Here is a 26,721-nt window from a genome sequence, read left to right on the forward strand (position 1 = left end):
GTCACCGAGGGGTTCCGGGTCCCGGCCGGTCAGGCCTATGTGCCGATCGAGTCCCCGCGTGGCGAGCTCGGGGCGCATGTGGTCTCCGACGGTGGCACCCGCCCGTTCCGGGCGCACTTCCGCGACCCGTCGTTCACCAACATCCAGGGCCTGCCGGCCATGGTCGAGGGCGGCATGATCGCCGACCTGATCGTGGCGATCGCCTCCGTGGACCCGGTGATGGGCGGCGTCGACCGCTGAGCCACCGTCGGTCGAGCCTGGCGAGACCTCCTCAGCGATGGCACCCGGGGTGAGTCCCAGCCCCGGGTCGCCGGGCTTCGAGGCTCGGCGCTGGGGCGCCTCGCACCTCAGCCACCGTTGGTCGAGCCTGTCGAGACCTCCGCAGGGTAGGCGCCCGCGCGGGTCCCAGCCCCGGGTCGCCGGGCTTCGAGGCTCGGCCCTTCGAGGCTCGCTTCGCTCGCACCTCAGGACAGGCGCTGGGGCGCCTCGCACCTCAGCCACCGTCGGTCGAGCCTGTCGAGACCTCCGCAGGGTGGTCACCTGCTGGCCCACGGTGGCTGAGGTGCGAAGGCGTTCTGCGCCTGAGCCTCGAAGCCTCCGCAGGGTAGCCGCCCGGGCGGGTCCCAGCATCGGGTCGCCGGGCTTCGAGGCTCGGCGCTGGGGCGCCTCGCACCTCAGCCACCCGTGGGGATGGCGAAACCCCGGGGCCGTTCGGGAACTCTCACCCTGGGACCGGACATGACCGGACGTGACGCAAGGAGGCGCGGTGGCCACCGGCCGGAGCAACAGCACCGACGAGCATGAGCTCGTCGATGGGCTGCGTGACAGCGACCCAGGTGCGCTGGCGACGCTGTTCGACCGCTACGGCGACCGGATCCACAACCACTGCTTCCGTCACCTCGCCGACTGGGCCGAGGCCGAGGACGCCACCTCGTCGGTGTTCCTCGAGGTCTGGCGGCACCGCCGCAGGGTGCGGCTGCACGACGGCTCCGCGCTGCCCTGGCTGTACGGCGTGGCGACCAACGTCTGCCGCAACGCCAGGCGGTCGCGGCTTCGGTACCTCAGGGTGGTGGCGAGCCTGCCAGGCCCGGCCCCGGAGCCGGACCACGCCGAGCAGGTCGCCGACCGGCTCGGCTCGGAGGCACGCATGCGCGCGGTGCTCGAGCAGGTGCGGGCGCTTCCCGCTCGCGAGAGGGAGGTACTCGCGCTCGTGGTGTGGGCCGGCCTGACCTACGAGCAGGCCGCCGCGGCGCTCGACGTACCCGTCGGCACCGTCCGTTCCCGACTGTCCCGGGCTCGCGCCCGGCTCACCCAGGAGATGTCCGATGGGTGACCCCACGTCCGGGCCCACGCCCCCTCCGGAGCGGCCGCTCCCCGACCGGGCGCGCGCTCGGATCAGGGGCGAGCTGCTCCAGTACGCCGGCGACAACCGCTCCACCGCCCCGCGCTGGCTGGTGCCGGCCGGGGCTGCGGCCGCCGTCGCGCTGGTGGCCGGCCTGGCCTTCTGGGCGGTGAACGCCGGGGAGCCCGGCGACGAGGGGCTACCGGTGACCGGCGGGAGCTCGTCCACTGACCCGGTCGCGGCTTCCACGAACGCCGTCACCACGCCGCCGAGCGTCCCGGAGACGCAGTCGACGACGACCCCGCCCGAGGCCACCGTCCAGGTCGGCACCAGGCCGTGCGACCAGGAGCTCGAGTTCGTCCTCGACGGCGCCCAGCTGACGGCGCAGCTCGACGACTCGACCGCGATCTACGTGAGGGGTGACCGGTTCGTGCTCTGCGACACCGTCGGTGGCCGGACGACGGTGCACAAGGCACTCCCGCTGACCCCGCGCGTCGATGCCGCGACCTACGCCGTGAGCACCAGCCTCGAGCCGGCGCAGGGCGGGTTCCGGGTCACCCGGGTGGCCGGCGGTGTGGTGCCGGACGGCGTGACCGACTTCGACGCGATCTATGAGTTCCCCGACGGGCACGTCCAGCACGCCGAGGTCGTGACCGACGAACAGGGCCGCCGCTGGTGGCTGATGACCTACAGCTACCACGAGGACGCTGGCGTCAACGAGACGAAGCTGCCGCCGATCCGGGTCGCGGTGATCCAGGACGCCCAGGAGGACGATCTCAGCCTGAGGTGGGGCGTGGACACCTGCGCGCAGGCCAACCACGGCTGCTGAGGGTCACAGGCCGAGGTCGTCCGCGAGCTGCTCGACGACGGTCGCGTAGTGCGCGTCGTAGTCGAGCACGCCGCGGTACATGTGGCCGAACAGCTCCAGGGAGATGTTGCCGAACAGCGTTGCCCAGGCCATCAGCCCGCGGACCGTGTAGGCCTCGTCGAGCTCGTCGGTGACGAAGGCCCGGACCGGCGCGATCGACGCCAGCTCGGCCTCGGACGCCGGCCGGGTCGGGGCGCCCGGGGAGCGGCCCGCCTCATGCGCGTCCTTGACCAGGACCAGCAGAGCGGTGGCGACGCGCGCGGCCGCCGGGACGGTGTCCTGCGGCGCGGCGTACCCCGGGACGGGTGAGCCGTAGGTCAGTGCGTACTCGTGCGGGTGCGCCAGCGCCCAGCCGCGCAGCCCCTGGGCGATGCCGAGCCAGCGGCCACGAAGGTCGTCGCGGTCGGCGCCGGCACCGCCGGCCTCGACCGCCTCGCCCAGGTCGTCGAAGGCCCGGATCAGCAGCGCGGTGAGCAAGGCGTCGCGGCTGGGGAAGTAGCGGTAGACGGCCGAGGAGGCCATCTCGAGGTCGCGCGCGATCTGCCGGACCGACAGGGCGGCCGGACCGACCTCGGCGAGCTGGGCGCTCGCGCGGTCGAGGATCTGGCGGGTCAGCTCGGCGCGGGCCAGGGCGCGCGCGGTGCGCGGTGCGGACGGCATGAGGTCATTGTGGCACGGAACGAGAGCGCTGGAAACAAATGCGAGCAGTGCTCTTGTTTTCGCTTCCTTGATGCTCTAGGTTCGAAGAACGAGAGCGGTGCTCTCGTTTTGAACACCCAGACTTGAAGGAGCTGTCATGAACGAGCGTCACGTGGTGGTGGGAGCCGGACCCGTCGGGCTGGCCACCGCCCGGCTGCTGGCCGAGCAGGGCAAGGAGGTCGTGCTGGTCAGCCGCTCCGGCCGCGGCCCGGAGGTGGTCGGCGTACGCCGCGAGGCGGCCGACGCAGCGGACGGTGCCGCGCTCAGCAGCCTTGCCGAGGGTGCGCACGCGCTCTACAACTGCGTCAACCCGCCGTCCTACACCGTCTGGCCGGAGTTCTGGCCGCCGGTCGCCGCGGCGTTCCTGCAGGCCGCCGAGTCGAGCGGCGCCGTGCTGGTCACCGCCGCGGCCCTCTACGCCTACGGACCGCTCGACCGGCCCATGAAGGAGGGCATGCCCGACGCGGCGACCACCAAGAAGGCCCTGATCCGCGGTGGCATGTGGGCCGACGCGAACCGGCTCCACGAGGCCGGCCGGATCCGGGCCGTCGAGGTCCGGGGCTCGGACTACATGGGCCCGGGCGTCTCGACCGCCACCGGCCACATCGCCCGGCTGGCTCCGGCCGCGCTCGAGGGCAAGACCGTCTACGTCTTCGGGAGGCCGGACCAGCCGCACTCGTTCACCGACGTGCGCGACATGGCACGCGCGCTCGTGGCGGTCGCCTCCGAGCCGTCGGCATGGGGCCGGGTCTGGCACGCACCGACCAACCCGCCGAAGACCCAGACCGAGGCGCTCGAGGACGTCGCGGCGTCGGTGGGACGGACCATCGGCAAGGTTCGGCCGATGCCCCACGTGCTGCTGTCCGTCGGCGGCGTCGTGGTGCCGCTGCTGCGCGAGCTGCGGGAGACCGAGTACCAGTTCACCGCGCCGTACGTGCTCGACTCCTCCGACATCGAGGAGAAGCTCGGCCTGGCGCCGACCCCGTGGGCCGAGGTCTGCCGGGCTACCGCCGAGAACGCGCTGGCGAGCTAGTCACCGGTCGGATCACGGGCCGATCACGTCGGCGATGAACGCGGGCACCCACGCAGGGGTCACCGGATATCCGGCTCTTCTGACTGATCCGTGGGTGGGCGGCCGCGCGCGTAGCAGGCCCGCACCCGCCGTCAAGGATGCCTTCGGCCCCGCTGCGCGGCGCCTGCGGCGTCCTTGACCGCGGGTCCTGGCGGGCCTGCTGAGGGGCGCGCAAGGGCGGAGCAAGCTCCGCCCCGCATGCGCGGCCGCCCGGGGCGTGTTCTGCGATCTGCACCGCATATTGGCCACCCAGGACGCCGAGATGTGGTGCCTATCAGCTGGACCCGTCTTTGCCGAGGATTCCCGGCACCAAGTGCCGACTTCCCTCCGCAAACCCACCGATGGGGCTGGTGGATGCCCGCGCCCACCTGATCGCCTCTTGCCGTCACGGATCGCCCTCGGCGCCCCTGCCCTGCGCGGGCCAGGGCAGCGGTGAGCAATCAACCGCAGCCTGGCCCAGGGTGGTTGATCACCCACCGCCACCTCGGCAGGTCGGCGGGACACGCCGAGACGCCGGTGGTCGGTGAACCCTGGGCGGCTCAGACCGGTTGAAAGGTCACCGCTGCCCGGCGTGGGCAGCCACCCACCCACGGAAGCGTCAGGAGAGCCGGATCTCCGCAGGTCACGGGCTCGAGCCCACGCGCTCGCACGGACCAGCCGACGATGTCCGAGTAGAGGTCGATGAGCCGGCTGGCACCAGCTGGAGCTGATGTCTGCGGTGCGGCCGTGCATGAGGAGCACCAGGGCGAAGGGGCTCTTGGAAGCGCTTGTGGACAGCCCGGAGTGGCGCGCCCTCCTCGGCATGTTCGGGCGGAGCAACAGCAGCATGATCAGGCCCACGACCTCCGGCGGGACTCGTCGAGGACCCGCCGGACCATCGGCTCGAAGAAGCTCAACGGCTCGGAGTCGTAGGCCGGGTCGAAGGAGCACTGGTCGTAGTTCTCGCCGAAGTCGACTGTGGCCTGGTAGTAGGGATGGTCGCGCCACCGGTCGCGGGCGTTGCGATCCTGGCCGGTGAGGTGGAAGTAGTAGTAACCCTGGAAGACGCCGTGGTGCTTGACGATCCAGTAGTTCTTGTCGCCGACGTAGGGGCGGAGCACGGCGGCGGCGACCTCGGAATGGTTCGCGGGGGCGAGGTGGTCGCCGATGTCGTGCAGCAGCACGCAGACGACCGTCTCCTCGTCCTCGCCGGCGCGGTGGGCGCGAGTGGCGGCCTGCAGGGAGTGCTCGAGCCGGCTGACCTGGTAGCCGGCGGAGTCCCCCATGGTGCCGAGCCAGCCGAGCACGCGGTCGGGGAAGGACTTCATCTCCTCGGCCTCGAGGCGACCGAGAAGCGCGTAGTCCTCCGCGGTGCCGTCCTTCATCCGCGTGAACGAGACCAGGTCGCTCACGCGTCACCTCCGGTCGCGGGTGCGGGGACGTGGCCACCCATCAGCACGCGGCGCCTGGCCATCAGGTCGTCGTACTCCATGTAGACATCCTGCAGGTGCCGGCCGCCGCTGGTCGGGTCGAAGGCCAGCCGGCCGTGCATCACGCGGTGTCCGTGCACGGTGAGCAGGTCGCCGGACCGGGTCTTGAACGCCACCTTGTAGCGGTCGCTGTCGATCCGGCGGCCAAGAGCTCGGTACGCGCGGTAGAACTCCCCGACGTCCTCGAACGACGCGTGGAGGGGCTGGGCGAGCTGGTTGGAGAACCGGAAGGTGGTCACCCGCCCCTCGGTGTCGAGCTGGATGATCGGCGCGGTCGCGTACGTGTCCTCGTCGGCCGAGAACAGCTGGAAGGTGACCGGGACCCGCGCCAACACGTCGAACGCCCCCGGGTCCTCGCGCCGAAGGTCGGCGACCACGGCCCACCCGTCGGTGACCGTGCTCTCCCCGCCGGTCGCCTCGTTGACCAGGAAGTGGAGCAGCTGGACGCTCGGCGGCCAGTGGTAGCTGGGCAGGTCCGTGTGCGCCTTCAGCTCGAGTGCGGTGTGTGCGACGTTGTAGCCGAGCGGGTCGTGCCGGACGTTGTGGATCCGCTCGAACGCCGTCTCGCGCACGTGCCCGATCGTCTCGGCGAACCGCTCCACCTCGCCCTCGCGGGACGGGGTCCCGCGGACCACCGCAAGGCCGTAGCTCCGGACCGCCTCGAGGTACGCCAGCTGGCCCGCGGTCGTACCCACCACGTCGGCGTGGTCGAACGTCGGCACCTCGGCCAGGCCGACGGCGTCCCACAGGGTCGGCTCGGGCCGGCGTTGTGGCCCCGAGGAGTAGTCGTGGTCGAGCAGCCACGACACCGAGAAGCGGGTCCGGTGGCCGTCGTTCCAGTCGATGTCCAAGAACGAGCCCTCGCCGTCCACGACGACGCCCAGCGGCGCGATGTCGTCTGGAATGGTGGCGGTGAACAGCCGTCGCTCCCCGGACTGGGAGACCCGGCACTCACCGCAGCCGCAGTTGTCGCGCAGCCAGACGTGGTGGAACGCGGACACGCCCGCGGCGTGCCGCAGAGCGAGGTGGTCGTCGTGCGTCTCGGCCGTGAGCCGGCCGGGGGAGGTGGCCGCCGGGTCTCTCGTTGCTTGCGACATGAACGCCTCCGGGGACTGGGACCGCGACACCGAACCGAGAGGCCCTCAGTCTCGGGGCCAACGCGCGGACCTGGCAACGGTGCGCGCCGGACCGCGGTCCGGTTGACCACGTCAACCAGTAGAGTCCGGAGCATGGGCGAGACCACCGAGATCGAGGCGGCGGGCGGCACCGCCGAGGCCTACCTCACGGGAGCTCCCGGCAGCCCCGGGGTCCTCCTCTTCATCGACGGGATCGGGCTGCGGCCGCAGATCGAGACGATGGCCGACCGGATCGCCGAGTGGGGATACGTCGTCCTGGCGCCCAACGTCTTCTACCGCGACGGGAAGGCAGCAGAGCTCGCACCCACGACGGACCTGCGTGAGCCCGGCGCGCGCGAGGCGTTCTTCGCCGGGCTGGGCGACCGCATCCCCGGCTACACCCCTGACAAGTCGGGGCCGGACACCGAGGCGTGGATGCGGGCCCTGCTCGAGCACGCCAGCGACGGACCGGTGGCCGTAACCGGCTACTGCATGGGGGTCCGGCTCGCCCTGCGCGCGGCGGGACAGTTCCTGGGCACCGTGGCTGCGGTCGGTGGCTTCCACGGAGGTGGCCTGGTCACCGACGCGCCGGACAGCCCGCACCTCTCGATCGCGGACAGCACGGCCGACTACGTCTTCGGCCACGCCGACAACGACCGGGGAATGACGCTCGACAACGTCGCCGAGCTCGAGGAGACGCTCCAGGCCGCCGGTCGGCCGCACCTCAACGAGGTCTACCCGGACGCCCCGCACGGCTACACGATGGCCGACACCTCGATGTACCAGGAGGCCGGCGCCGAGCGGCACTTCAGGGAGCTCGAGGCGCTGCTCACCAGGACGATCCGCACCCCTGCCTGACCCGGCGTCCCGGGGGGACGGTCGCACCACGGGGAGCAGGACGACGGTCACGCTCGGCAGGCACCGGATGGCCCGGCCACAGTGGCCGGACCGCGCAGCACCAGCACGGGCCTCCTCGAGCCGACGCGAAGCCCTCCACTCCGCTCCTGCTCCCCGTGGTGGCAGGTCAGTACCCCTTCGGGTGAGGACTACTCCTCGGGCTGTCAGCCTCCGATGCCGCCGGTGTCGGAGCAGAGGTCCTTCCCGATCGAGGCGGTGTCGTCGTTGATGATCTTGTCGAACATCTGCTTGGACCTCTCCGGGTCCCAGTGCACCGCCAGGTCCTGCAGCGGCACGACGCAGGTCAGCCCCTCGTCACCGCTCACGCGGGTCATCGCGGTCGCCCACAGCGCTCCACGCACCGGCCCCATCCCGTCGCCGAAGGTGAAGAAGTCGGGGATGGCGTTGTTGAGCCTCCAGTAGCGGACCGGGTTGATGACCGTCCACGGCGAGACGACGTTGTGACCGACCGCGGACACGACCTCGCGCTGCCGGCGCACGCGGTCGATGTCGCCGATGCCGGAGGTGTGCCGCGACCGGGCGTAGGCGAGCGCGGTCCTTCCGTCGACCTCCTGGCAGCCCTTCTTGATGTGCAGCCCTGCGAGCTTGTCGTCCATGTTCGTCTTGGGGCAGACCTCGATGCCGCCGACGGCGTCGACGATGCCGGCCACGCCGCCCATGCCGATCTCGATGTAGTCGTCGACGCGGATCCCGGTGTTCTGCTCGATCGTCTGCACGAGCAGCGGCGCCTTGCCGTAGGCGTAGGCGGCGTTGATCTTCCGCTCGCCGTCGTAACCCGGAATCTGGACCAGCGAGTCCCGCGGGATCGACATCAGCAGGTTCGGCCCGGAGCCGGTGTGCAGCAGCATGATCGTGTCGGTGCGGCTGCCGACGTCCCCGCCGGTGTGGTACTCCTTGCGCTGCTCCTTGGTCAGGTCGTCGCGCGAGTCGCTGCCGACCAGGAGGTACGTCGTCCCGGGCTGGTCGGGCGGGCGGTCGCCGTCGGGCTCCCAGGCGACCTTGTCGACCCGCTGCCAGGCGACGAAGGGCACCACGACCAGGTAGACGAGCCACGCCAGCAGGAGCAGGAACACGTAGCGGGCCCGGAACCGGCGCCTCCTCTTGGCCTTGGCCGGTGGCTGGACCGGTGGCGCGATCGGAGGGGGAGTGGGCCGGGCGCCGGCCCGCCGCTCCTCGCCGGGGCGTGGTTGGGTGCGCATCACCCTCGTCTCGTCGGGTCGCGGTGCGGACGTCCGCTGCTGGCGCGGGACCGGCCGGGTGGCCTGCGGGTCCTCCGGCTGGGGCGCCGAGCCGCCCTTCCCGTAGAGCCAGGCGTAGTCAGGTCCGTCCTCGGGACCGCCGCTCCGGGGACGATCAGGCATGCCGTGGACGCTACCGTGCCGCGTGAAGGGATCACGGATCGAGGAAGGTGTGATGAGCGACTCGCGACCACCGTCGTACGGCCGGGTGTCGCTGGGCGTGGTGATGTCCGGTCGTGAGGCGAACCTCCTCGGGAACATCCACGGCGGCGAGATCGTGAAGCTCGCCGACTCGACGGCGGGCGCGGTGGCGCAGCGGCACTCGGGCGGGCCGGCGGTGACCGCGGCCCTGGACGAGATGGCGTTCCTCGAGCCCGTGCACGTGGGGGACATCGTCCGGACCCACGCGCAGGTCAACTGGGCCGGCCGCTCCTCGATGGAGGTCGGGGTTCGGGTCGAGACCCAGCCCTGGAACGACCCGTCGAGCGTCACGCTCCACGTCGCGTCGGCGTATTCGTGTTCGTGGCCGTCGACGCCGAGGGCCGGCCACGCGCGGTCCCGCCGCTCGCCCCCGAGACCGACGACGAGGTGCGCCGGATGCGCGAGGCCGAGATCCGCCGCGCACACCGGCTGGCGCGCAAGAAGGAGATCGAGGCGGGGCGGTCGGACCGTTCGTGAGCTGCACCGACTGGCGGCACACCACTACTGCCCGGCTCTGGCTCGACCTGCCCACCGAGGCTGATGTCGACGACCTCCACGCGATCCACTCCGACCCGGACTCGTGGCGGCACTTCCCGGTCGGCCGGCACACCTCCCGCACCCGGTCGGCCGAGATGGTGACGCAGTCGCAGTGGATCGGGGCGCACGCGCTCGGAGACTGAGAACACGGCCCATCGAGCTTGTCGAGATGTCCGCGGCGTCCGCGACTGACTGGGTCCTGGCCCTCGGACAAGTCCCGGCATCGGAGTGTCGACAACCGGCGCGTCGCGCCCCTCTGTGACTGCTGTGACTGGTGATACTGGCCCAGCACACCTGATCTTCCCCTCAGGAGCGAGATGCCAGGCCACGGCCAAGAAGTTGGCGACACGACGTCAGCTGCGACCTACACCGCCGGCGGCACCGAGGAGCGCGCCGCCCGGGTGCGGTTCCGCCGGGCCGTCGCGCTGATGACGATGACGCTCGTGCTGCCTGGCAGCGCCCAGCTGGCCTACGGCAACAAGCGGGTGGGCCGGGTCGCGCTGCGGCTGTGGGTCGCGCTGCTCCTGGTCGGCCTCGGATGCGTCGTGGCCTCGGCCCTGGACCACGAGGTCGCGTTCTGGCTGGTCTCCGACCTCGCCGCGCTCCAGACCGTGCGCATCGCCCTGATGCTGCTGGCGGTCGGGTGGGCCGCGCTGTTCCTCGACGCGTGGCGGCTCGGGCAGCCGCTGACGCTGCGGATGGGTCACCGGCGGGCCGCGATCGGGATCAACGGGATCCTGTGCTTCTCGGTCGCCTCGGTGCTGCTGTTCGGCGCCCACCTGGTCGGCGTGCAGCGGGACTTCATCCAGACCATGTTCGGCTCCGGCGCGGCCAGCGGGGCGCACGACGGCCGCTACAACGTGCTGCTGATGGGCGGCGACTCCGGCATCGACCGCTGGGGGCTGAGACCCGACTCGCTGACCGTCGCCAGCATCGATGCCGACACCGGCCGGACGGTGCTGATCTCGCTGCCTCGCAACATGCAGAACTTCCCCTTCGCCAAGGGCTCGGTGATGCACCAGCAGTTCCCCCACGGCTTCCGCTGCGACCACTGCATGCTCAACGGCGTCTACACCTGGGCGCTGGACAACAAGAAGCTGTTCGGCAAGGCGAAGAACCCCGGAGTCGACGCCACGATCTCGGCCGTCGAGGGGATCACCGGCCTGAAGATGAACTACTGGGCGATGGTCAACCTCAAGGGGTTCCGCGACCTGGTCGACGCGGTCGGCGGCGTCACGATCAACGTGCGCCAGCGGATCCCGATCGGCGGCCTGGGCTCCGACGTCTACGACTACATCGAGCCCGGCGTGCAGAAGCTGACCGGCTTCCAGACCCAGTGGTACGCCCGGGCCCGCACCGACTCCGACGACTACTCCCGCATGGCGCGCCAGAAGTGCATCATGGGCGCGATGCTCGACCAGGTCGACCCGACGGTCGTGCTGCGGAACTTCGAGAAGATCGCCAAGGCGAGCTCGGCGATGATCTCCACCAGCATCCCGGCCAGCGAGGTCGACCGCTTCCTCGACCTGGCGCTCAAGGCCAAGGACCAGAAGGTCTCGACGCTCTCGATCGTGCCCCCGGCGTTCGACACCTACCAGCCCGACGCCCACCTGATCCACCAGAAGGTGGCCGAGGCGATCGACCGGGCCGAAGGCAAGGCGCCGAAGAAGTCCTCCGACACCGTGGTCGCGTCGTCGGGCACCGGAGGCGACCAGGGCAAGCCCGGCGCGAAGAGCAAGGGCGCCAAGACCCCGCCGACGGTCACCGGTGGCTCGATCGGCTCGCTCTCCTCCGGGTACGCCGCCAACGAGTCCCAGGACCTCGACTCGGCCTGCTGATCGGTCTGCAGCCACGACCGGGTTGCCAGGGTCCCCGAATATCCGGCTCCTGTGACCTATCCGTGGCTGGGCGGCCGCGCGCCCGGGGCGTGTTCCGGGGATACGCACCGCATATCGGCCACCCAGGACGCCGAGATGCGGCGCAAATCCGCCGGACCCGGGCTTTGCCGAGGATCTCCGGCACCAGGTGCCGATTTCCCTGCGCAAACCCCATCAGCGGAGGCCGGCGGGGGAATGGTGATGGTGCCCGCGCGTGCTACGCGCGGCCGCCCCCCGGAACCGTCGGGAAGAGCCGGATATCCGGTGACCCCGACAGGCCGACCCGTCACACCACCCGCTGGGTGACCGCCGACGCCAGCCCGCGCAGCACCTCCCGGGCGCCCTCGTCGATCGAGGCGCGGTCGAGAGCAGCCAGCGCCACGTCGGTGAGCCGCTCGATGACCCCCTCCACCTGGGCGTGTGCGCCGGAGGCGTCGATGATCCCGCGCAGCCGCTCGACCTCGTCGGACGACAGCGGGGCCCCGAGCGACCGATCGAGGAGCGCGGCGTCCGAGGCCGGTGCGGCGTCCAGCGCGAGTGCGACCAGGACAGTGCGCTTGCCCTCGACGAGGTCGTCGCCGGCCGGCTTGCCGGTCGTGGCGGGGTCGCCGAAGACGCCGAGCAGGTCGTCGCGGAGCTGGAAGGCCTCACCGAGCGGCAGCCCGAACGCCGAGAGCTCGGCCCGGGCCCGCTCGGAGCCGCCGGCCAGGGCCGCGCCGAGGTGCAGCGGCCGCTCGACGGAGTACTTGGCGGACTTGTAGCGCAGCACCGTCATCGCGGTGTCGACGTCGGCACGGCCGCGTGCCTGGGCGGAGACGTCGAGGAACTGCCCCGCGATCACCTCGGTGCGGCACAGGTCGAGGACGTCGAGGGCGGGAGAGACCGCCTCGGGCGCCAGGCCGCACCGGCGCAGCAGCTGGTCCGACCACGACAGCAGGAGGTCGCCGAGCAGGATGGCGGCCGCCGCGCCGTACTGCTCGGGGTCGCCCCGCCAGCCGGCGCCGCGGTGCTCGCGCTCGAAGGTGCGGTGTGTGGCCGGACGGCCGCGGCGGCTGTCCGAGGCGTCGACGTAGTCGTCGTGGACCAGCGCACTCGCGTGCAGGAGCTCCAGGGAGGCGCAGGCGCGGACCAGGGCGTCCTCGTCGGCGGGCGCCGCGAGGGCGAGGTGGCCCCACCAGCAGAAGGACGCGCGGAACAGCTTGCCGCCGGCCACCGACGTCCTGGCCTCGGCCACCAGCCGGGCCGCGTCCGGGCCGAGCGGCAGCAGCCGCTCGGCCTGCTCGTCGAGGAACGCCTCCAGCGCCGCCCGGACGCGGGTCCGGAACCCGTCCTGGTCCCACGTCGCGGTCACGGTTGCGACCCTAGACGACTAGGCCCTGCCGGAATTGGGGCTCGCGACACCTCCGGAACCTACAATCCGCCTCATGGCCACGGGACCCGGACTCAGCATGCGCGAACTGCTCGCCCAGGGCGAGCGGTCGTTCTCGTTCGAGTTCTTCCCGCCCAAGGACGAGGCCGGGGAGCAGCAGCTCTGGCAGGCCATCGAGGCTCTCGAGCCCTACCACCCCAACTTCGTGTCGGTGACCTACGGCGCCGGCGGCGGCACCCGCGACAAGACGATCGCGATCACCGGCCGGATCGCGAGGGAGACCTCGCTGACCCCGGTGGCTCACCTGACCTGCGTGGGCCACACGCGGGCCGAGCTCGAGTCCATCCTCGACACGTACGCCGGCGTGGGCATCCAGCACGTGATGCTGCTGCGCGGTGACCCCAGCGACGGGCCGCGCGCGGAGTGGGTCGCGACCGAGGGCGGCCTGACCTACGCCGTCGAGCTGGTCGAGCTGGCCCGCTCGCGCGGTGACTTCCGGATCGGTGTCGCGGCGTTCCCGGAGGGGCACCCGGGCGCGGCGTCGCGAGAGGCGGACGCCGACGTGCTGGTGGCCAAGGCGCGCGCCGGCGCCGAGTTCGCCGTGACCCAGATGTTCTTCCGGGCCCAGGACTACTTCGACCTGGTCGAGCGGGTCCGCGCCCGCGGCGTGGACCTCCCGATCCTCCCGGGGATCATGCCGATCCTGAACCTCAACGCGATCCGCCGGCAGGGCGAGCTGATCGGCACCGAGGTGCCGGCCGACATCGTGGCCCGGATCTCGGCCCACGACGGCGACCCGGCCGCCATGCGTGCCGAGGGGATCGCCATCGCGGCCGAGCTCTGCGAGGAGCTGCTGGCCGGCGGCGCACCGGGGCTGCACTTCTACACGCTCAACCGCTCCAAGGCGACGCTGGAGATCTTCGCCGCGCTCAACGTGAAGGTCTGACCGCTACCGTTCCAGCGTGCGCACGCTGACCGTCTCCGGCACCGGCAGCGCGACCGCCGTACCGGACACCGCCGTGGTCCGGCTCTCGGTCGTGCACCGGGCCGGCTCGCTGGTCGAGGCGCTCGCGGGTGCCGAGTCGGCCCGCGCCGAGGTGGTCGTCGAGGCCGGCGACCTCGTGGTCTCCACCGTCAACCTGTCGGTGTGGCCGGTCCAGGAGGCGGGCAGGTCGACCGTGTTCGAGGCGCGGCACGCGCTGACCGTCGCCACCGGCGACCTCGCGACCGCCAACGGCCTGCTCGGCCGGCTGGCCGACCAGGTGGGCGACCGGCTCCAGGTCGACGGCGTGGACCTCACGGTCGCGGACCCGTCCGCGGCCCTCGAGCGGGCGCGTGAGGCCGCCTTCGCCGCCGCCCGCGCCAAGGCCGAGCACCTTGCCGCGCTGGCCGACGCGGTGCTGGGCCAGGTCGAGGCGGTGGTCGAGGGTGGCGGCTGGTCGCCCGCTCCGGTCCCGTTCGCGATGAGCAAGGCCGACGTCGGCCTCCAGCCCGGCGAGACCGCGCTCAGCGCGTCGGTGACGGTGTCGTGGTCGCTGGTGTGACGCTCAGCCTGGATCCAGGCTCAGGCCGGCCCGACCACCTGCGCCACCAGGGCCGCCGACAGCCCAACGAACGGGACACCGGCGCCGGGGGTGGCGTGCGCACCGGCGGCGTACACACCCTCGAGCGGGGTGCGCGGTCCGAGCCGGGCACGGACCGTCCCACGCCCTTCCCACAGCACGCCGTACGGCGAGCTGTGCCACGTCGCGACCAGGTCGCGTGGGCTCCGGTCGACCCGGGTGACGAGGTCCGGGCGCAGGTCGAGCCCGTGCCGGGCGAGCGCGGTGAGGATGTCCTCGGCCAGCCGGCCCCGGCCGTGCACGGTGTAGGCCGCACCGCCGTCCGGAGCCCGCCCGCCCGACCGCACCACCAGCATCGGGTCGCCGTGCACCACGACCTCGTGCGGCAGGTCGCGGACCGGCGCGGACAGGCCCGCGTGGCACACCACCGGCGGCAGCGCGGGCATCGTCCGCTCGACGAGCGGCGCCAGGACCGGCAGCCTCCGCGGGTCCACCGCACACACGACCGCGTCCGCGTCCACGAGGCCGGCGTCCGTCGTGACGCCCACGGCGCGACCCGAGCGCAGCTCGATGTCGGTCACCTCGACCCCGAGCGCGACGCTCACCCCGCGGGTGGCCATCCGCTCGGCCAACGCAGCGGTCAGCGACGCCATCCCGCCGGGGATCGTCCACGCGCCGAATGCCTGCTCCAGGTAGGCGACCAGCCCCGCCCAGGCCGGCACGTTGCGAAGCTGGTGCCCGTCGGCCACGAACGGGTGGGCCGCCACCTGCCGCAGCCGGTCGTCCGTCAAGGCCCGCTTCAGGCGCCGGTGCAGCATCTGCCGGCTGTCGAGCCGTGCGGCCACCTCGCGAGGCAGGTCGTCGGGGTTCGACGGCTCCTCGAAGTACGCGCGGCGCAGCAGCGCCCAGTCGTCGGCGCAGGAGTCGACGTAGGACAGCCACTGCTGCCCCAGCCCGGGCCCGAGCCCGTCGAACGCACTCTGCTGCTCGGCGCGGGAGCCGCCCGGCAGCCCGAGCTCGCTGCCGTCCTCGAACCAGTGCTCGCGGACCAGGTCGAGGGGCTCCAGCGTCAGCTCCCGCTCCAGTGGCCGGCCGCTCTTGCGGAACAGGTCCCGGACCACCGCGGGCAGCAGGGTCGACGTCGGGCCGGCGTCCCACTCGAAGCCGTCGGCCGACACCGTCGAGACCGCGCCGCCGAGCCGGTCGAGCCGCTCGAGCAGCGTCACCTCGTGGCCGAGCTTGGCCAGTCGCGCGGCGCACGCGAGCCCGCCGAAGCCGCCGCCGATGACCGCCACCCTCACGAGCGGACGCTCACGAGCCGCTCCGGACGTCGGGCGCGGGCTCGAGCGCGCCCGACTCCATGCCGTAGGCCGCCGCGACGAAGCGGACCAGTGCCGCGTTGACCGGCGCGAGCCGCCGTCCCGGCTCCAGGGCCGTGCACGGGTCGACCTTGGCGAACAGCCCGCTGGGCGTCGACGCGATCGAGAACTCGTTGCCGGTGTCGCCCTCGGCGCGCGCGAACGCGTGACCGTCCCAGGACACCGGGTAGCTCTCGGCGGGCGGCGCGTAGTCGCCCTCGCCGACGCAGACCACCTTGCCCGTGCGGTGTGCGTCCATCTCCGGGACCAGCCCCTCCACGTCGGCCGCGGTGAGGCCGGTGTCGACGCCGGCGACGAGAGCCGCCTGGAGGAAGGTGAAGAACCGCCGGTCGACCTCCGCCACCGTGGTCGCGCCCGCCGACATCCGGGTGTTGAGCTCGGTCGGGCGGAACCCTTCGGCGGTGAGCACGCCGTCGATCCCGAACGCGCCGCGGTAGCCGTGCACCTGCTGGAGGTGGTCGCCGACGCTGTGGACGGCCCGGCGCATCGCCTCCCGGTCCGCGGCCGGGGGGTCCCAGGTGGTGCCGAGCCCGCAGTAGCGGAAGGTCCTCGTCCGCGGGTCGCGGAGCACGACGATCTCGACCGGGCGCAGCGCCGCGGTCCCGTCGGGCAGCACGAACCCGTGGATCGAGCACGGCACGCCCTCCAGGAACGGCATCACCCGGAGCCGGTCACAGCGCGGCCTGAAGAACGCTGTCGCCTCGGCGTGGTCGCGCTCGTCGCACACCCAGCGGACGAAGTTGCCGCCGCCGTTGAAGCCGTCCCGCGCATCGCCCGCCCACACCGCTCCGGCCGGGCCGGCCAGGGTGCTGGTCGCGTCCTCGAGCGCGCCGTCGTCAGCGAGGTCCACGAGGCGGTACGGCGCCCGCTCGACGCCCGCGTCGTCCCAGATCGAGTCCGCGATCATCTTGTCCTCGAGGGCCAGGAACGACGCGGGCCGCCCACCGGTGACCGGCCGCCCGTCGATCGGCTCGTCGGTCGTGACGAACGGCGAGGTGTACCACGTGCCGCGTCGCTCGGGGTCGAAGGCGTCGATCGCCGCCTTCACCTCGTCGGGCAGGTGGTGCGCGACCCGGTCGTGGGTGCGCAGCTCCTCGGTCAGCGAGGCGGTCGCCGGCGCCTCGACCATCACGACCTCGCAGTCGCCCTCGGCGGGGACCGGGCCGGCTCCTCGGATGGTCGCCGCCACGAGCACAGGGCAGCCCAGGCCGCGGAACCAGGCGACGTACGGCGTCGCCCCGGCGAGCACCCACGGCCCGATCACCACCGGTCGTCCGGCCCAGAGCTCGCCCAGGCGGTCGGTCACGGCGGCCCTGACCCGCGGGTCCGCGAGGTCGGTCACGGTCCCGCCCCGGCTGTCGCCGTACGCCTGCCCTTCCAGCGGCGCCAGCCCCTGCGCACGAACCGGGCGACGACCACGAGCAGCACCATCCCGGTCACCAGCAGGACCGCGGCGATCGTCGCTGCGATCCAGGGGTGGACGACCGCGAACGCGATCACGCCCAGCACGGCGAAGTCCTCCAGGAGGCTGATGCCGATGTTGGACACCGGCTCGGGCGAGCTGTTGACCGCGAGCCGCAGACCGGCCTTGGAGAGGTGTGCGAGGAGGGCGGTCGTCCCGCCCACGCCGGCGAGCACGATCTGGTCGAGCGGGGTGTCCTCCGACACCTGGCCGGCCAGCAGCGCGCCGATGATCGCGCCGGCGGTCGGCCGGATCAGCGTGGAGACGGCGTCCCACGTCGAGTCGATGTAGGGGATCTTGTCCGCGACGAACTCCATCGCATAGAGGAACCCGGCGATGCCGAGGACGTCCCACCGGGCCAGCACGTCGGGGATGCCGGAGTAGTCACCGACCCGGTCCGCGATGCCCAGCACGAGCACGACCAGGTAGCAGTTGACACCGCTGGCCCAGCCGCTCGAGAACGCCAGGGGCAGGGACTCCACGCGTCGACCCTATTCGGGCGGCAGGGAGGTCAGCCGCGCTCTGCCGCGATGACGTCGCCGAGCGCGCCCGGGTCGCGGCCCACCACCGTCGTCCCGTCGGCGGCGGTGATGATGGGCCGCTGGATCGCCCGGGGGTGCCGCGAGAGCGCCTCGAGCCACGCGTCCCGCGACTCGGCGGTCCGGGGCAGGTCGATGCCCTCCTCGCGCGCCTCCTTGTCACGGGCGATGTCCCACGGGTCGAGGCCGAGCCGGTCGAGGACCTCGGCCAGCTCGGCCGGGGTCGGGACGTCGTCGAGGTAGCGGCGGACCGTGTAGTCGATCCCGGCCTCGTCGAGCGCGGCCACCGCGCTCCGGCACTTCGAGCACGCGGGGTTGAGCCAGATCTCCATCATTCGACGGTGATCGTCGGGGCGCCGGTCATCCGCGCCAGCTCGTCGTGGGTCGTGGAGAAGACCGCCGCCGGATGGCCGGCCGCGGCCCACACCACGTCGTACTGCTGGAGCTGGGAGTCGAGCCAGGTCGGCACCGGGGTGGGGTGCCCGATGGGGGAGACGCCGCCGATCACCTGCCCCGTGTGCTCGCGGACGAAGTCCGGAGTGGCCCGCTTGAGGGCGGTCACGCCGATCCGCTCGGCAGTCGCCTCGGTGTTGACCCGGTGCGAGCCGGAGGTGAGGAGGAGGACCGGGCGGCCGTCGGCGTCGAAGAGCAGGCTGTTGGCGATCGCCCCGACCTCACAGGCGAGCGCCTGGGCGGCCAGTGCGGCGGTGTGGACCGAGTCGGGCAGAATGACGATCTCGCCGGTACCCCCGAGCCGCATGTGCGCCTCCCGGAACCGGACGATGGACGGGTGCTCGGTCGCGGGTCGTGAGATGGGCTCCGACATGGGCACAGCGTAGGAACCGCCCGGGACACCGGGGAGAGAGGGGCACCGATGAGCGCGCGGCACCCGGCGTCGGTCTCGTGGGCGTCGCGACTCCTGGCGGCGCTGGTGGGACTCGGTGCCGTGGTCATCCTGCTCGTCGTGGTGCTGCGCAACCAACTGATCCGCTCGTGGGCCGAGGGCCGGCCGGACACCCGCAAGCTCCTGCGCACTGGTGGGCTCGAGGCCGTCAAGAGCGGCGAGGTGCACGTCCCGCAGTTCATCCCGGTGGCGGTGACGCTGTTCGTCGTGGTGGCGCTGCTGATCTGGGTCCTCACCGCCTTCGTGCTCAGCGGCTTCGGCTGGGCCCGGGTCGCGCTGACGGTCACGTTGTTCTTCCTCGCCGTCGGCACCATCGCGGTGCTGCGCACCGGCGCCCCCACGACGTTCATGGTGCTGTCGGTGGCGTCGTTCCCGATCGAGGCGGCGGCGGCCTACTTCCTCTGGCACAAGGACACCAGCGACTTCCTGCGGGGGACCTGGACCGCTCCCGCGGTCGAGGAGGCCGCCACCCCTGAGGGTTGACCGGCTGTCCCCGGAGCGGTGTATCGTTCGAACACACGTTCGAACGATACCGAGGAGGGCGCCCCATGAGGCGGTACGCCGACCCCGTCGAGGTCCGCAGGGGTCCGGTCGGGAGCAGCCCGGCCGATGACGCCGGGTCCGTCGAGGGGCCCCAGCAGTTCCTGTGGCGCGGCCGGCTGTGGAAGGTCCGCGCGGTGCTCGCGCACTGGGTCGAGACCAGCCCCTGGTGGCAGTCGGCCGGCGCCCGGGCCGCCATAGGAGACGACACGGCCGGATCGGAGGACGGCGCCGCCGAGACCACCGACCCGGGCGGGCTCCCGCAGCGGGTGCCGCTGGGCGACCTCCTCACCGAGCGCGAGCTGTGGCGGGTCGAGGCCGGCCGCCCCCGCCCGGCGGCGACCACCCCCGGCGCAGACACCGAGGCCGGCATCAGCGGGGTCTTCGACCTGTCCTTCGACTGGGCCGACGGGTGCTGGACGCTCGTCGGCTGCACCGACTGAGGGGGCAGCGATGAACCCGCACGTGTTGCCCGCGACCACTCACTCCTACCTCGCTCGGGCCGCCGAGTCGCTGAGCGAGGCGGTGACCGCCACCGAGGCCACCACCCGCTACGCCTGCGCCCACGTCGCCGCGCTCCGGGCGGCGGCCGCGCTGCTCGCGGCCCGCGCCCGGCCCGCCACGCCCACCCGGCGCAAGCCCCAGAAGAACGCCTGGGTCCTGCTCACCGAGGTCGCCCCCGAGCTGGCCGAGTGGGCGGGCTTCTTCGCCGCCGGAGCCGGCAAGCGGGCCGCCGCCGAGGCCGGCTCCCGGCGGGCGGTCACCGAGCGCGAGGCCGACGACCTCGTCCGCGACGCCGACCGGTTCCTCGCGGTGGTCGAGCAGTCACTCGGCCTGGTGCCCCACGACCCGACGCTGCCCTACCTCGTCCAGCACCCTCAGGTCGTCCCGCTCGCGGGCCGTCGCGTGGGCTGAGCGCCGGTGTCCGACCCGTTCGTGCACCTGCACGTCGCCTCGGGCTACTCCCTGCGCTACGGCGCCTCCCACCCGCACACGCTGGTCGAGCGGGCGGCCGAGCACGAGATGGACACCCTCGCGCTCACCGACCGTGACGGCACCTACGGCGCGGTGAAGTTCGCCCGCGCCTGCTACGCCGCCGGCATCCGCCCCGTGCTCGGGGTCGAGCTCGCCCACCACCCGACCCAGCCCTGGACAGCTGTCACCGACCGGACGCGCACCCCGGTGCGCGGAGGCAGCTACCGAGACCCCGTGGTCGGCGGGCTGCCACGGGTGACGGTCCTGGCCACTGCCGACGGCCACCCCATCAACGGGATGAGTGGCGGCCGGGCCGGCTGGGCGGCACTGTGCCGGCTGGTCTCGGCGACCCATCTCTCCGGTGAGCGCGGACTGCCGGTCCTCGACCTCGACGCCCTTGCCGAGGGGCGACTCGGAGGCGACCTCGGGCCGCAGCTCCTCGAGCACCTCGCCGCGGGCCACCTCATCGTGCTCCTCGGCCCCTCCTCCGAGCTGGCCCGGGCCGCGCTCTGCCCGTCCGGGGCGCGTCGCGACGAGCTGGCGAGGTCCGCCCTAGAGCCGTGGCGGGCGTTGGTGCCGCGGACCCACCTCCAGGTCGAGCTGGTCTCGCACCGGCTGCCGGGGAGCCGCGGCGAGGGCTGGGGTCCGGGCACGACCGCGCACGCCGCCCGGATGGCGCGGATCGCGCGTACGGCCGGGCTCGGCACCGTGCTCAGCAACGCCGTCCGCTACGCCGACCGGCGCGACGCCGCCACCGTCGACGTCCTCGACGCCGCCCGCCGGCTGGTCGCCCTCGACCGCCGCCACGTCGACCGCCGCAACGCCGAGGGTTTCCTCAAGTCCGGCAAGCAGATGGCCGAGATCGCCGAGGAGATCGCCCGGCTCTGCGGCCTGGCCGCCGATCCCGGTCGCGAGGCACAGCGGCTGCTGGCCCACACCCGGGCGGTGGCCGACCGGTGCGCCCTCGACCCGCGCCGCGACCTCGGCCTCGGCGAGGTGCACTTCCCGGAGTTCGAGCTCACCAACCGCGGGGTGGCACCACGGTTGACCCCCGGGGCCACCGAGGCCGACGGCCTGCTCCGGGCGCGGTGCGAGGGTGCGATCGGCGACCGCTACGGCTCGGCGCCCAAGGCGGTGGTCTGGAAGCGTCTCGACGACGAGCTGGAGCTGATCCGCGGGCTCGGCTATGCGTCGTACTTCCTCACCGTCGGCGACGTCACCGACCTGATCCGCGAGCTGGGCGTGCGTTGCGCAGCCCGCGGCTCGGGCGCCGGCAGCCTGGTCAACTACCTGCTCGGGATCTCCGGGGTCGACCCGATCCGGCACAACCTGCTGATGGAGCGGTTCCTCGCCCCGCTGCGCGAGGCGCTGCCCGACATCGACGTCGACGTGGAGTCGGCCCGGCGGCTCGAGGTCTACGAGCGGATCCTCGACCGCTACGGCGGCGAGCGGTGCGTCTGCGTGTCGATGATGGACACCTACCGCGTGCGCCATGCGGTCCGCGACGTCGGCGCCGCGCTCGGCATGCCGCCGGGGGAGACCGACACGATCGCCAAGGCGTTCCCGCACATCCGCGCCCGCGATGCCCGGATCGCGCTGCGGGAGCTCCCCGAGCTGCGGGCCAGCGGGCTCGACGACACCAGGCTCGACCTGATGTTCCAGCTCGTCGAGCGGCTCGACGGGCTGCCCCGCCACGTCGCGGTGCACCCGTGCGGGGTGCTCCTGTCCGACGCGACCCTGCTCGACCGCACTCCGATCGAGGCCAGCTTCTCCGGCTTCCCGATGAGCCAGTTCGACAAGGACGACGTCGAGGACCTCGGGCTGCTCAAGCTCGACGTGCTCGGCATCCGGATGCAGTCCGCGATGGCGCACGCGGTGGGCGAGGTCCGCCGCACCGACGGGATCGACATCGACCTCGACGACGAGTCGCAGGTGCCGCTCGACGACCCCGCGACCTATGAGCTGATCTCGTCGGCCCGGACCCTCGGGATGTTCCAGATCGAGTCGCCCGGCCAGCGCGAGCTGGTCGGCAAGTCGGGGCTCGACTCCTTCGACGACATCGTCACCGACATCTCGCTGTTCCGCCCCGGGCCGGTCAAGAGCGACATGGTGACGCCCTACCTCGAGGGCAAGCAGGGCTGGAAGGCGCCGAGCTACCTCCACGACGACCTGCGCCCGATCCTCGGCTGCACCCAGGGCGTGGTCGTCTTCCACGAGCAGGTCATCGAGATCATCGCCCAGTTCACGGGCGTCTCGTTCGCCGAGGCCGACGAGCGGCGGCGCGCGCTCGGCGACGTCGAGGGGATGGCCGCGACCAAGGTGTGGTTCTTCCCGCGGGCGCTCGGCCGCGGCTACCCGCTGCCGGTGGTCGAGAAGATCTGGTCGGTGCTCCAGGCGTTCGCCTCGTTCGGCTTCTGCAAGGCGCACGCCGCGGCGTTCGCACTGCCGACCTTCCAGTCCGCGTGGCTCAAGACGCACTGGCCGGCGCACTTCCTGGCCGGGGTGCTCACCCACGACCCGGGGATGTACCCCAAGCGGCTGATCCTCGACGACGCCCGCCAGTTCGGCATCGCCATCCTCGGGCTCGACGTCAACACCAGCGAGAAGGAGTACGTCGTCGAGCGGGTCGACGGCTGCGACGGCATCCGGCTGGCGCTGGCCGAGGTCAAGGGGATCAGCGAGGGCGAGGTGGAGCGGATCGTGGCGGCCCGGCCCTACCACTCGCTCACCGACTTCTGGCACCGCGCCCGGGTCTCGCGACCGGTGGTGGAGCGGGTGGTGCTCGCCGGGGGCTTCGATGCGGTCTACGGCATCGACCACGGCACCGACGGCGTGCACCGCCGCGGCCGGGTGACCCGGCGCGACCTGCTGCTCCAGGTCGCCGAGCTCGAGCGGCACGCCACGGCGGTCGAGCGGGCCGGGCGGGGTCGCGGGCTGGCCGGCCGCTCGGTCCGGGCCGGGGGTAGCCGGCCGGGCTCCCGCGCGCGGGCAGTGGCCGACGACGCCGCGGCCCGCAACAGCACCGACCCCAGGGTGCGCGACAGCGTGCCCGAGCTCGAGCGGCACCCGCTCGGCGACGCCGGGGTATGGGCCCGGGCGGCCGCGCAGTCGAAGGCCACACCGGCACCGCCGCCGGTCGACTCGGTCCAGCTCACCCTCGAGCTCGGCGACGAGCCCGCCGAGGGCGAGGTGTCCGGGCTGCCCGAGCTGACCCCCGAGGAGCGGATGAAGGCCGAGCTCGAGATCCTCGGCCTCGACGCCAGCCGGCACGTCGTCGACTCCTACACGGCCTTCCTCGACGAGCTCGGCGTGGTCCGGAGCAAGGAGCTGCTGACCCGGCGGAGCAGGTCGGAGCTGCTGGTCGCCGGGGTCAAGGTCGCCACCCAGACCCCGCCGATCCGCTCGGGCCGCCGGGTGATCTTCCTGACCCTCGACGACGGCACCGGGCCGGTCGACGCGACGTTCTTCGAGGATGCCCAGGGTCCCTACGCCGCCACCGTCTTCCACTCCTGGCTGCTGGTGGTCCGCGGCGAGCTGCGCCGCACCGGCTACCGCGGGGTCTCCCTGCGCGCCACCGGGTGCTGGGAGCTGCCGGTGCTGGCGGCGCTCTGGCAGCGGCACGGGATCGCGGCGGTGCGCGAGCAGCTGGCGATCGTGCCCGAGGGCTTCGGGGCCGTCGGTGTGCAGACCGCCGGCCCGGGTGCGGCGGAGTCACGATCCACCCGACCGGTGATGGCCAAGCCGCAGACCTTCGGCGAGCAGGACGAGCACTACACCGCCGGCGGGATGGGCCGGCGCCGGGTGCTGGTCCACTCCAGCGGCTTCGCGATGTCCCCCTACTCCGACATCAAGCCGGCGGGGGAGGACACCAGGGAGGTGGCGCGCAAGCTCTGGCACCGCAGCCCCGGGAGCGCGGGATGATGCCCGCCCTAGGCTGTGGACCATGCCCGGGACCGCCAGCGAACGCCGCGACAGCGCCCGCACCGCCGTGGTCTGGGAGGCGCTCGGCCCCATTCTCGACAAGCAGAGTCTCGAGCCACCGGGTCTCAGAGTGCTCGACGTGGGCGGCGGCACCGGCGGCTTCGCGGTCCGGGTGGCCGGGCTCGGCCACCGGGTCACCGTGGTCGACCCCAGCCCCGATGCCCTGGCTGCCCTCGCCCGGCGGGCCCGCGAGGTCGGTGCGGACGTCACCGGCCTGCAGGGCGATCTCTCCGACCTCGCCTCGCTCGTCGACGACGCCGACGTGGTGCTGTGCCACGGGGTCCTCGAGGTCGTCGACGACCCGGCCGCGGCGCTCGCCACGATCCACTCGGTGCTGCGGCCCGGCGGCACCGTCTCGTTGCTGGTCGCCCAGCGCCACGCCGCCGTCATCGCGCGCGCCATGGCCGGCCACTTCCCGCAGGCGCTGGAGCTCCTGTCCGGCGCCCCGACGGGTCCGGTGGGGCGGACCGGCCACCGCTTCACCGCCGACGAGGCCACCGCGCTGGTCACCGCCGCCGGCTTCGCGCTCACCTCGGTCCACGGCGTCCGGGTCTTCGCCGACCTGGTGCCCGGGTCCCTGCTCGACCTCGAGCCCGGGGCCACCGCCGCCCTGGTCGAGCTGGAGCGGGCGGTTGCCACGCGCCCGGAGTACCTCCCGCTGGCGACTCAGCTCCATCTGCTCGCCTCACGCTGACCGGAGCACGCCATGAGCGTGTCCACGCCGATCCTCCACGTCGACATGGACGCCTTCTACGCATCCGTCGCGACCCGGGATCGCCCGGAGCTCCGCGACGTGCCGGTGATCGTCGGCGGCGGCTACCGAGGCGTGATCCTGTCGTGCAACTACCACGCCCGCGCCTACGGCGTCCGGTCCGGCATGCCCTCCACCCGGGCCCGCAGGCTCTGCCCCCATGCGGTCCGGGTGCCGGCCGACCACGAGCTGTTCAGCACGGTGTCCGTGGCGGTGATGGAGAACTTCCGCCGGGTCACACCCCTGGTCGAGGTGGTCTCGCTCGACGAGGCGTTCCTCGACGTCCGAGGCTCGACCCGCCGGCTCGGGCCGCCGCACGAGATCGCCGAGCAGCTGCGCGCGACGATCCACGACGAGCAGGGCATCACCTGCTCGGTCGGCGCGGCCGCCTCGATCTCGGTGGCCAAGCTCGCCAGCCGCCGGGCCAAGCCCGACGGCGTGCTCGTCGTACCGCCGGAGCAGATCACCTCCTTCCTGCACCCGCTCGACGTCGGGGAGCTCTACGGCGTCGGCGAGAAGACCCAGGCGTTGCTGCACCGACTCGGCCTGGTCGCGGTCGGCGACGTGGCGCACACCCCGCTGCGCACCCTGCAGCGCGCGGTCGGCGAGGGGCTGGGCCGCACGCTCCATGACCTGGCCTGGGGCCGGGACGCCCGCGAGGTGACGCCGGGCCGGGTCACCGTCTTCGGCCACGGGGGTGACCCCGACAGGTCGATGGGTGCCCAGGAGACCTTCGGCCGCGACATCGACGACCGCGAGGTGGTCCTGCGCGAGCTGCTCGCCCTCACCACCAAGGTCACCAACCGGATGCGGGTCGCCGGCGTGGCCGGCCGGACCGTCGCGATCACGGTGCGGTTCGCCGACTTCACCACGATCACGCGCACCCGCACGATCCCCGAGGCGACCGACGTCACCCAGGAGATCTACCGGGCGGCGGTCCGGCTCTACGACGCGCTCGGACTCCAGCGCGCCCGGCTGCGGCTGGTCGGCGTCCGGGTCGAGGGGCTGGTGCCGCGCGCCTCGGTGCAGCGGCAAGGAGTCCTCGGCGAGCGCGACCACGGGTGGCCCGACGCCGACCGCGCGGTCGACCGGGCCACCCTCAGGTTCGGCAGCTCAGCGGTCCGTCCGGCCAGCCTGATCGACCGCGAGGAGCGCCATCAGGGCGCCCGGACCAGGGATGTGAACCACCCGGTCAGGTAGCCCGGGACTGGTGCGCCGGACCCATGGGTACTAAATCTTCTGAACACCGCTAGTAAGGCGGGGAACCCCTGCCTACACTTGGCTCACATCCACCCGTTACGCGAACCAGCGTCCGGACCCCTGTGGAGGCACGGTGCCACTCTCCGAAGAGGAGCTGCGACTGCTCGAGCAGATGGAGCGCGCCCTCGTCGAAGAGGATCCCAAGTTCGCCTCCACCCTGCGCGGCACCTCGCTGCGCCGCTCCGCGCGGCGCCGCGCGATCGTCGCGGGCGTCGTGTTCGTGCTCGGCATCGCCATGCTGATGGGTGGCGTGATGAGCGGCAACCACAAGGTCGGCTTCGCCATCGGCATCGCGGGCTTCGTGGTGATGCTCGGCTCAGCGGTCGTGGCCATCACCGCGATCCGCGGCCAGCAGGCCGCCTCCGCCCCGGTCGACCCGCGCACCGCCGCGCACCCCTCGCGTGGCTTCACCGTCATCGACGGCGGTCGCGCCGGCCGGCTCCGCCACCCGCGCCGCACCGCCCGCAGCTCCAACGGCACCTTCATGGAGCGGATGGAGCAGCGCTGGCGCCGCCGCCGCGAGCAAGGCGGCTTCTGAGTCAAGGCTCCGGCTTCGCCGGAGCCTTCGTTGCGTCTGGTGGGGTTGGGGTCTGGGTCTGCGTTCGTGGCACCGCGGGCGGCCGCGGCGCCGGCGGGCCGGGGCTGCGCGCCGACAGGCGACGC

General features: G+C 72.9%; 26 protein-coding genes and 2 pseudogenes. 18 read left to right on the top strand and 10 right to left on the bottom strand.

Going from position 1 to position 26,721, the window contains the following annotated elements; all coding sequences use genetic code 11:
* The 3 genes and pseudogenes from VFV89_RS13075 to VFV89_RS13085 form a co-directional block, all read left to right on the top strand.
* A pseudogene (locus VFV89_RS13075) lies at positions 1-240 on the top strand (NADH dehydrogenase subunit D); the annotation flags it as partial.
* A gap of 526 nt (positions 241-766) precedes the next feature.
* On the top strand, positions 767-1,333 hold the full coding sequence (locus tag VFV89_RS13080) for an RNA polymerase sigma factor (RefSeq protein WP_329706387.1): 567 nt from the start codon (positions 767-769) through the stop codon (positions 1,331-1,333).
* A complete protein-coding gene (locus VFV89_RS13085) occupies positions 1,326-2,171 on the top strand; it encodes a hypothetical protein (protein WP_329706388.1) in 846 nt (281 codons plus the stop codon). Before VFV89_RS13080 ends, VFV89_RS13085 begins: the two co-directional genes overlap by 8 nt.
* Positions 2,172-2,174: 3 nt before the next feature.
* Here VFV89_RS13085 and VFV89_RS13090 read toward each other — a convergent pair whose 3' ends face one another.
* Positions 2,175-2,870: a TetR/AcrR family transcriptional regulator gene (locus VFV89_RS13090; RefSeq protein WP_329706389.1), complete on the bottom strand. Its 696-nt coding sequence runs from the start codon at positions 2,868-2,870 to the stop codon at positions 2,175-2,177.
* A gap of 136 nt (positions 2,871-3,006) precedes the next feature.
* Between VFV89_RS13090 and VFV89_RS13095 the strand changes: the two genes are divergently transcribed.
* Entirely contained in the window at positions 3,007-3,942 is a 936-nt protein-coding gene (locus VFV89_RS13095; RefSeq protein WP_329706390.1) for an NAD-dependent epimerase/dehydratase family protein, read from the top strand.
* Positions 3,943-4,811: 869 nt separating this feature from the next.
* Here the strand turns inward: VFV89_RS13095 and VFV89_RS13100 are convergent.
* Together VFV89_RS13100 and VFV89_RS13105 are read right to left on the bottom strand one after the other, a co-directional pair.
* A complete protein-coding gene (locus tag VFV89_RS13100; protein WP_329706391.1) occupies positions 4,812-5,372 on the bottom strand; it encodes an HD domain-containing protein in 561 nt (186 codons plus the stop codon).
* Positions 5,369-6,547 (bottom strand): TauD/TfdA family dioxygenase, encoded by a 1,179-nt coding sequence (locus VFV89_RS13105; RefSeq protein WP_329706392.1) that lies wholly within the window; start codon positions 6,545-6,547, stop codon positions 5,369-5,371. The genes VFV89_RS13100 and VFV89_RS13105 overlap by 4 nt, the downstream gene beginning before the upstream one ends.
* Positions 6,548-6,679: 132 nt before the next feature.
* On the opposite strand from VFV89_RS13105, the gene VFV89_RS13110 reads away from it, so the two are divergent.
* Positions 6,680-7,423 (top strand): dienelactone hydrolase family protein, encoded by a 744-nt coding sequence (locus tag VFV89_RS13110; RefSeq protein ID WP_329706393.1) that lies wholly within the window; start codon positions 6,680-6,682, stop codon positions 7,421-7,423.
* Positions 7,424-7,626: 203 nt separating this feature from the next.
* On the opposite strand, the gene VFV89_RS13115 is transcribed toward VFV89_RS13110, so the two are convergent.
* Complete coding sequence (locus VFV89_RS13115) at positions 7,627-8,982, bottom strand: LCP family protein (protein ID WP_329706394.1); 1,356 nt, start codon at positions 8,980-8,982, stop codon at positions 7,627-7,629.
* On the opposite strand from VFV89_RS13115, the pseudogene VFV89_RS13120 reads away from it, so the two are divergent.
* The 4 genes and pseudogenes from VFV89_RS13120 to VFV89_RS13135 all read left to right on the top strand — a co-directional run.
* Positions 8,948-9,127: pseudogene (locus tag VFV89_RS13120) on the top strand (hotdog domain-containing protein); the annotation flags it as partial. The gene VFV89_RS13115 and the pseudogene VFV89_RS13120 overlap by 35 nt on opposite strands.
* A gap of 110 nt (positions 9,128-9,237) precedes the next feature.
* Positions 9,238-9,399, top strand: a complete 162-nt coding sequence (locus VFV89_RS13125; RefSeq protein WP_329706411.1) for a hypothetical protein — start codon at positions 9,238-9,240, stop codon at positions 9,397-9,399.
* Positions 9,396-9,602 carry a hypothetical protein gene (locus VFV89_RS13130; RefSeq protein WP_329706412.1) on the top strand — a complete coding sequence of 69 codons (207 nt, stop codon included), beginning with the start codon at positions 9,396-9,398 and terminating at the stop codon, positions 9,600-9,602. The genes VFV89_RS13125 and VFV89_RS13130 overlap by 4 nt, the downstream gene beginning before the upstream one ends.
* Positions 9,603-9,776: 174 nt before the next feature.
* Positions 9,777-11,297: an LCP family protein gene (locus tag VFV89_RS13135; RefSeq protein WP_329706395.1), complete on the top strand. Its 1,521-nt coding sequence runs from the start codon at positions 9,777-9,779 to the stop codon at positions 11,295-11,297.
* 325 nt (positions 11,298-11,622) lie between these two features.
* On the opposite strand, the gene VFV89_RS13140 is transcribed toward VFV89_RS13135, so the two are convergent.
* Positions 11,623-12,687 (bottom strand): polyprenyl synthetase family protein, encoded by a 1,065-nt coding sequence (locus tag VFV89_RS13140; RefSeq protein ID WP_329706396.1) that lies wholly within the window; start codon positions 12,685-12,687, stop codon positions 11,623-11,625.
* Between the two features lie 73 nt (positions 12,688-12,760).
* Between VFV89_RS13140 and metF the strand changes: the two genes are divergently transcribed.
* Positions 12,761-13,651 (top strand): methylenetetrahydrofolate reductase [NAD(P)H], encoded by an 891-nt coding sequence (metF, locus tag VFV89_RS13145; RefSeq protein ID WP_329706397.1) that lies wholly within the window; start codon positions 12,761-12,763, stop codon positions 13,649-13,651.
* A 16-nt stretch (positions 13,652-13,667) separates the two neighbouring features.
* Positions 13,668-14,249: an SIMPL domain-containing protein gene (locus tag VFV89_RS13150; RefSeq protein ID WP_329706398.1), complete on the top strand. Its 582-nt coding sequence runs from the start codon at positions 13,668-13,670 to the stop codon at positions 14,247-14,249.
* A 20-nt stretch (positions 14,250-14,269) separates the two neighbouring features.
* Here the strand turns inward: VFV89_RS13150 and VFV89_RS13155 are convergent, their stop codons facing one another.
* From VFV89_RS13155 to VFV89_RS13175, 5 genes are read right to left on the bottom strand one after another with little or no spacing between them, the layout of a single operon-like run.
* Positions 14,270-15,568, bottom strand: coding sequence for a phytoene desaturase family protein (locus VFV89_RS13155; RefSeq protein ID WP_329706399.1), 1,299 nt, complete (start codon positions 15,566-15,568; stop codon positions 14,270-14,272).
* Between the two features lie 10 nt (positions 15,569-15,578).
* Positions 15,579-16,988, bottom strand: a complete 1,410-nt coding sequence (locus VFV89_RS13160) for a hypothetical protein (RefSeq protein WP_329706400.1) — start codon at positions 16,986-16,988, stop codon at positions 15,579-15,581.
* Positions 16,985-17,590, bottom strand: a complete 606-nt coding sequence (locus VFV89_RS13165; protein ID WP_329706401.1) for a DUF4126 domain-containing protein — start codon at positions 17,588-17,590, stop codon at positions 16,985-16,987. The genes VFV89_RS13160 and VFV89_RS13165 overlap by 4 nt, the downstream gene beginning before the upstream one ends.
* Before the next feature lie 29 nt (positions 17,591-17,619).
* Positions 17,620-17,979 carry an ArsC/Spx/MgsR family protein gene (locus tag VFV89_RS13170; RefSeq protein WP_329706402.1) on the bottom strand — a complete coding sequence of 120 codons (360 nt, stop codon included), beginning with the start codon at positions 17,977-17,979 and terminating at the stop codon, positions 17,620-17,622.
* Complete coding sequence (locus VFV89_RS13175; protein WP_329706403.1) at positions 17,979-18,473, bottom strand: YbaK/EbsC family protein; 495 nt, start codon at positions 18,471-18,473, stop codon at positions 17,979-17,981. Before VFV89_RS13175 ends, VFV89_RS13170 begins: the two co-directional genes overlap by 1 nt.
* Positions 18,474-18,521: 48 nt before the next feature.
* On the opposite strand from VFV89_RS13175, the gene VFV89_RS13180 reads away from it, so the two are divergent.
* The 7 genes from VFV89_RS13180 to VFV89_RS13210 all read left to right on the top strand — a co-directional run bounded on the left by VFV89_RS13180 (position 18,522) and on the right by VFV89_RS13210 (position 26,596).
* Positions 18,522-19,034: a hypothetical protein gene (locus VFV89_RS13180; protein ID WP_329706404.1), complete on the top strand. Its 513-nt coding sequence runs from the start codon at positions 18,522-18,524 to the stop codon at positions 19,032-19,034.
* A 65-nt stretch (positions 19,035-19,099) separates the two neighbouring features.
* Positions 19,100-19,534 (top strand): DUF6504 family protein, encoded by a 435-nt coding sequence (locus VFV89_RS13185; protein WP_329706405.1) that lies wholly within the window; start codon positions 19,100-19,102, stop codon positions 19,532-19,534.
* 10 nt (positions 19,535-19,544) lie between these two features.
* Positions 19,545-20,006, top strand: coding sequence for an SAV_6107 family HEPN domain-containing protein (locus tag VFV89_RS13190; protein ID WP_329706406.1), 462 nt, complete (start codon positions 19,545-19,547; stop codon positions 20,004-20,006).
* 6 nt (positions 20,007-20,012) lie between these two features.
* Positions 20,013-23,987, top strand: a complete 3,975-nt coding sequence (locus VFV89_RS13195; protein WP_329706407.1) for a DNA polymerase III subunit alpha — start codon at positions 20,013-20,015, stop codon at positions 23,985-23,987.
* Between the two features lie 22 nt (positions 23,988-24,009).
* Positions 24,010-24,741, top strand: a complete 732-nt coding sequence (locus VFV89_RS13200) for a methyltransferase domain-containing protein (protein WP_329706408.1) — start codon at positions 24,010-24,012, stop codon at positions 24,739-24,741.
* 12 nt (positions 24,742-24,753) lie between these two features.
* Complete coding sequence (dinB, locus tag VFV89_RS13205) at positions 24,754-25,998, top strand: DNA polymerase IV (protein ID WP_329706409.1); 1,245 nt, start codon at positions 24,754-24,756, stop codon at positions 25,996-25,998.
* A 133-nt stretch (positions 25,999-26,131) separates the two neighbouring features.
* On the top strand, positions 26,132-26,596 hold the full coding sequence (locus VFV89_RS13210) for a DUF3040 domain-containing protein (RefSeq protein ID WP_329706410.1): 465 nt from the start codon (positions 26,132-26,134) through the stop codon (positions 26,594-26,596).
* Positions 26,597-26,721 lie beyond the last annotated feature (125 nt).

It is taken from the genome of Nocardioides sp. (genome assembly GCF_036274455.1).
GTDB lineage: Bacteria > Actinomycetota > Actinomycetes > Propionibacteriales > Nocardioidaceae > Nocardioides.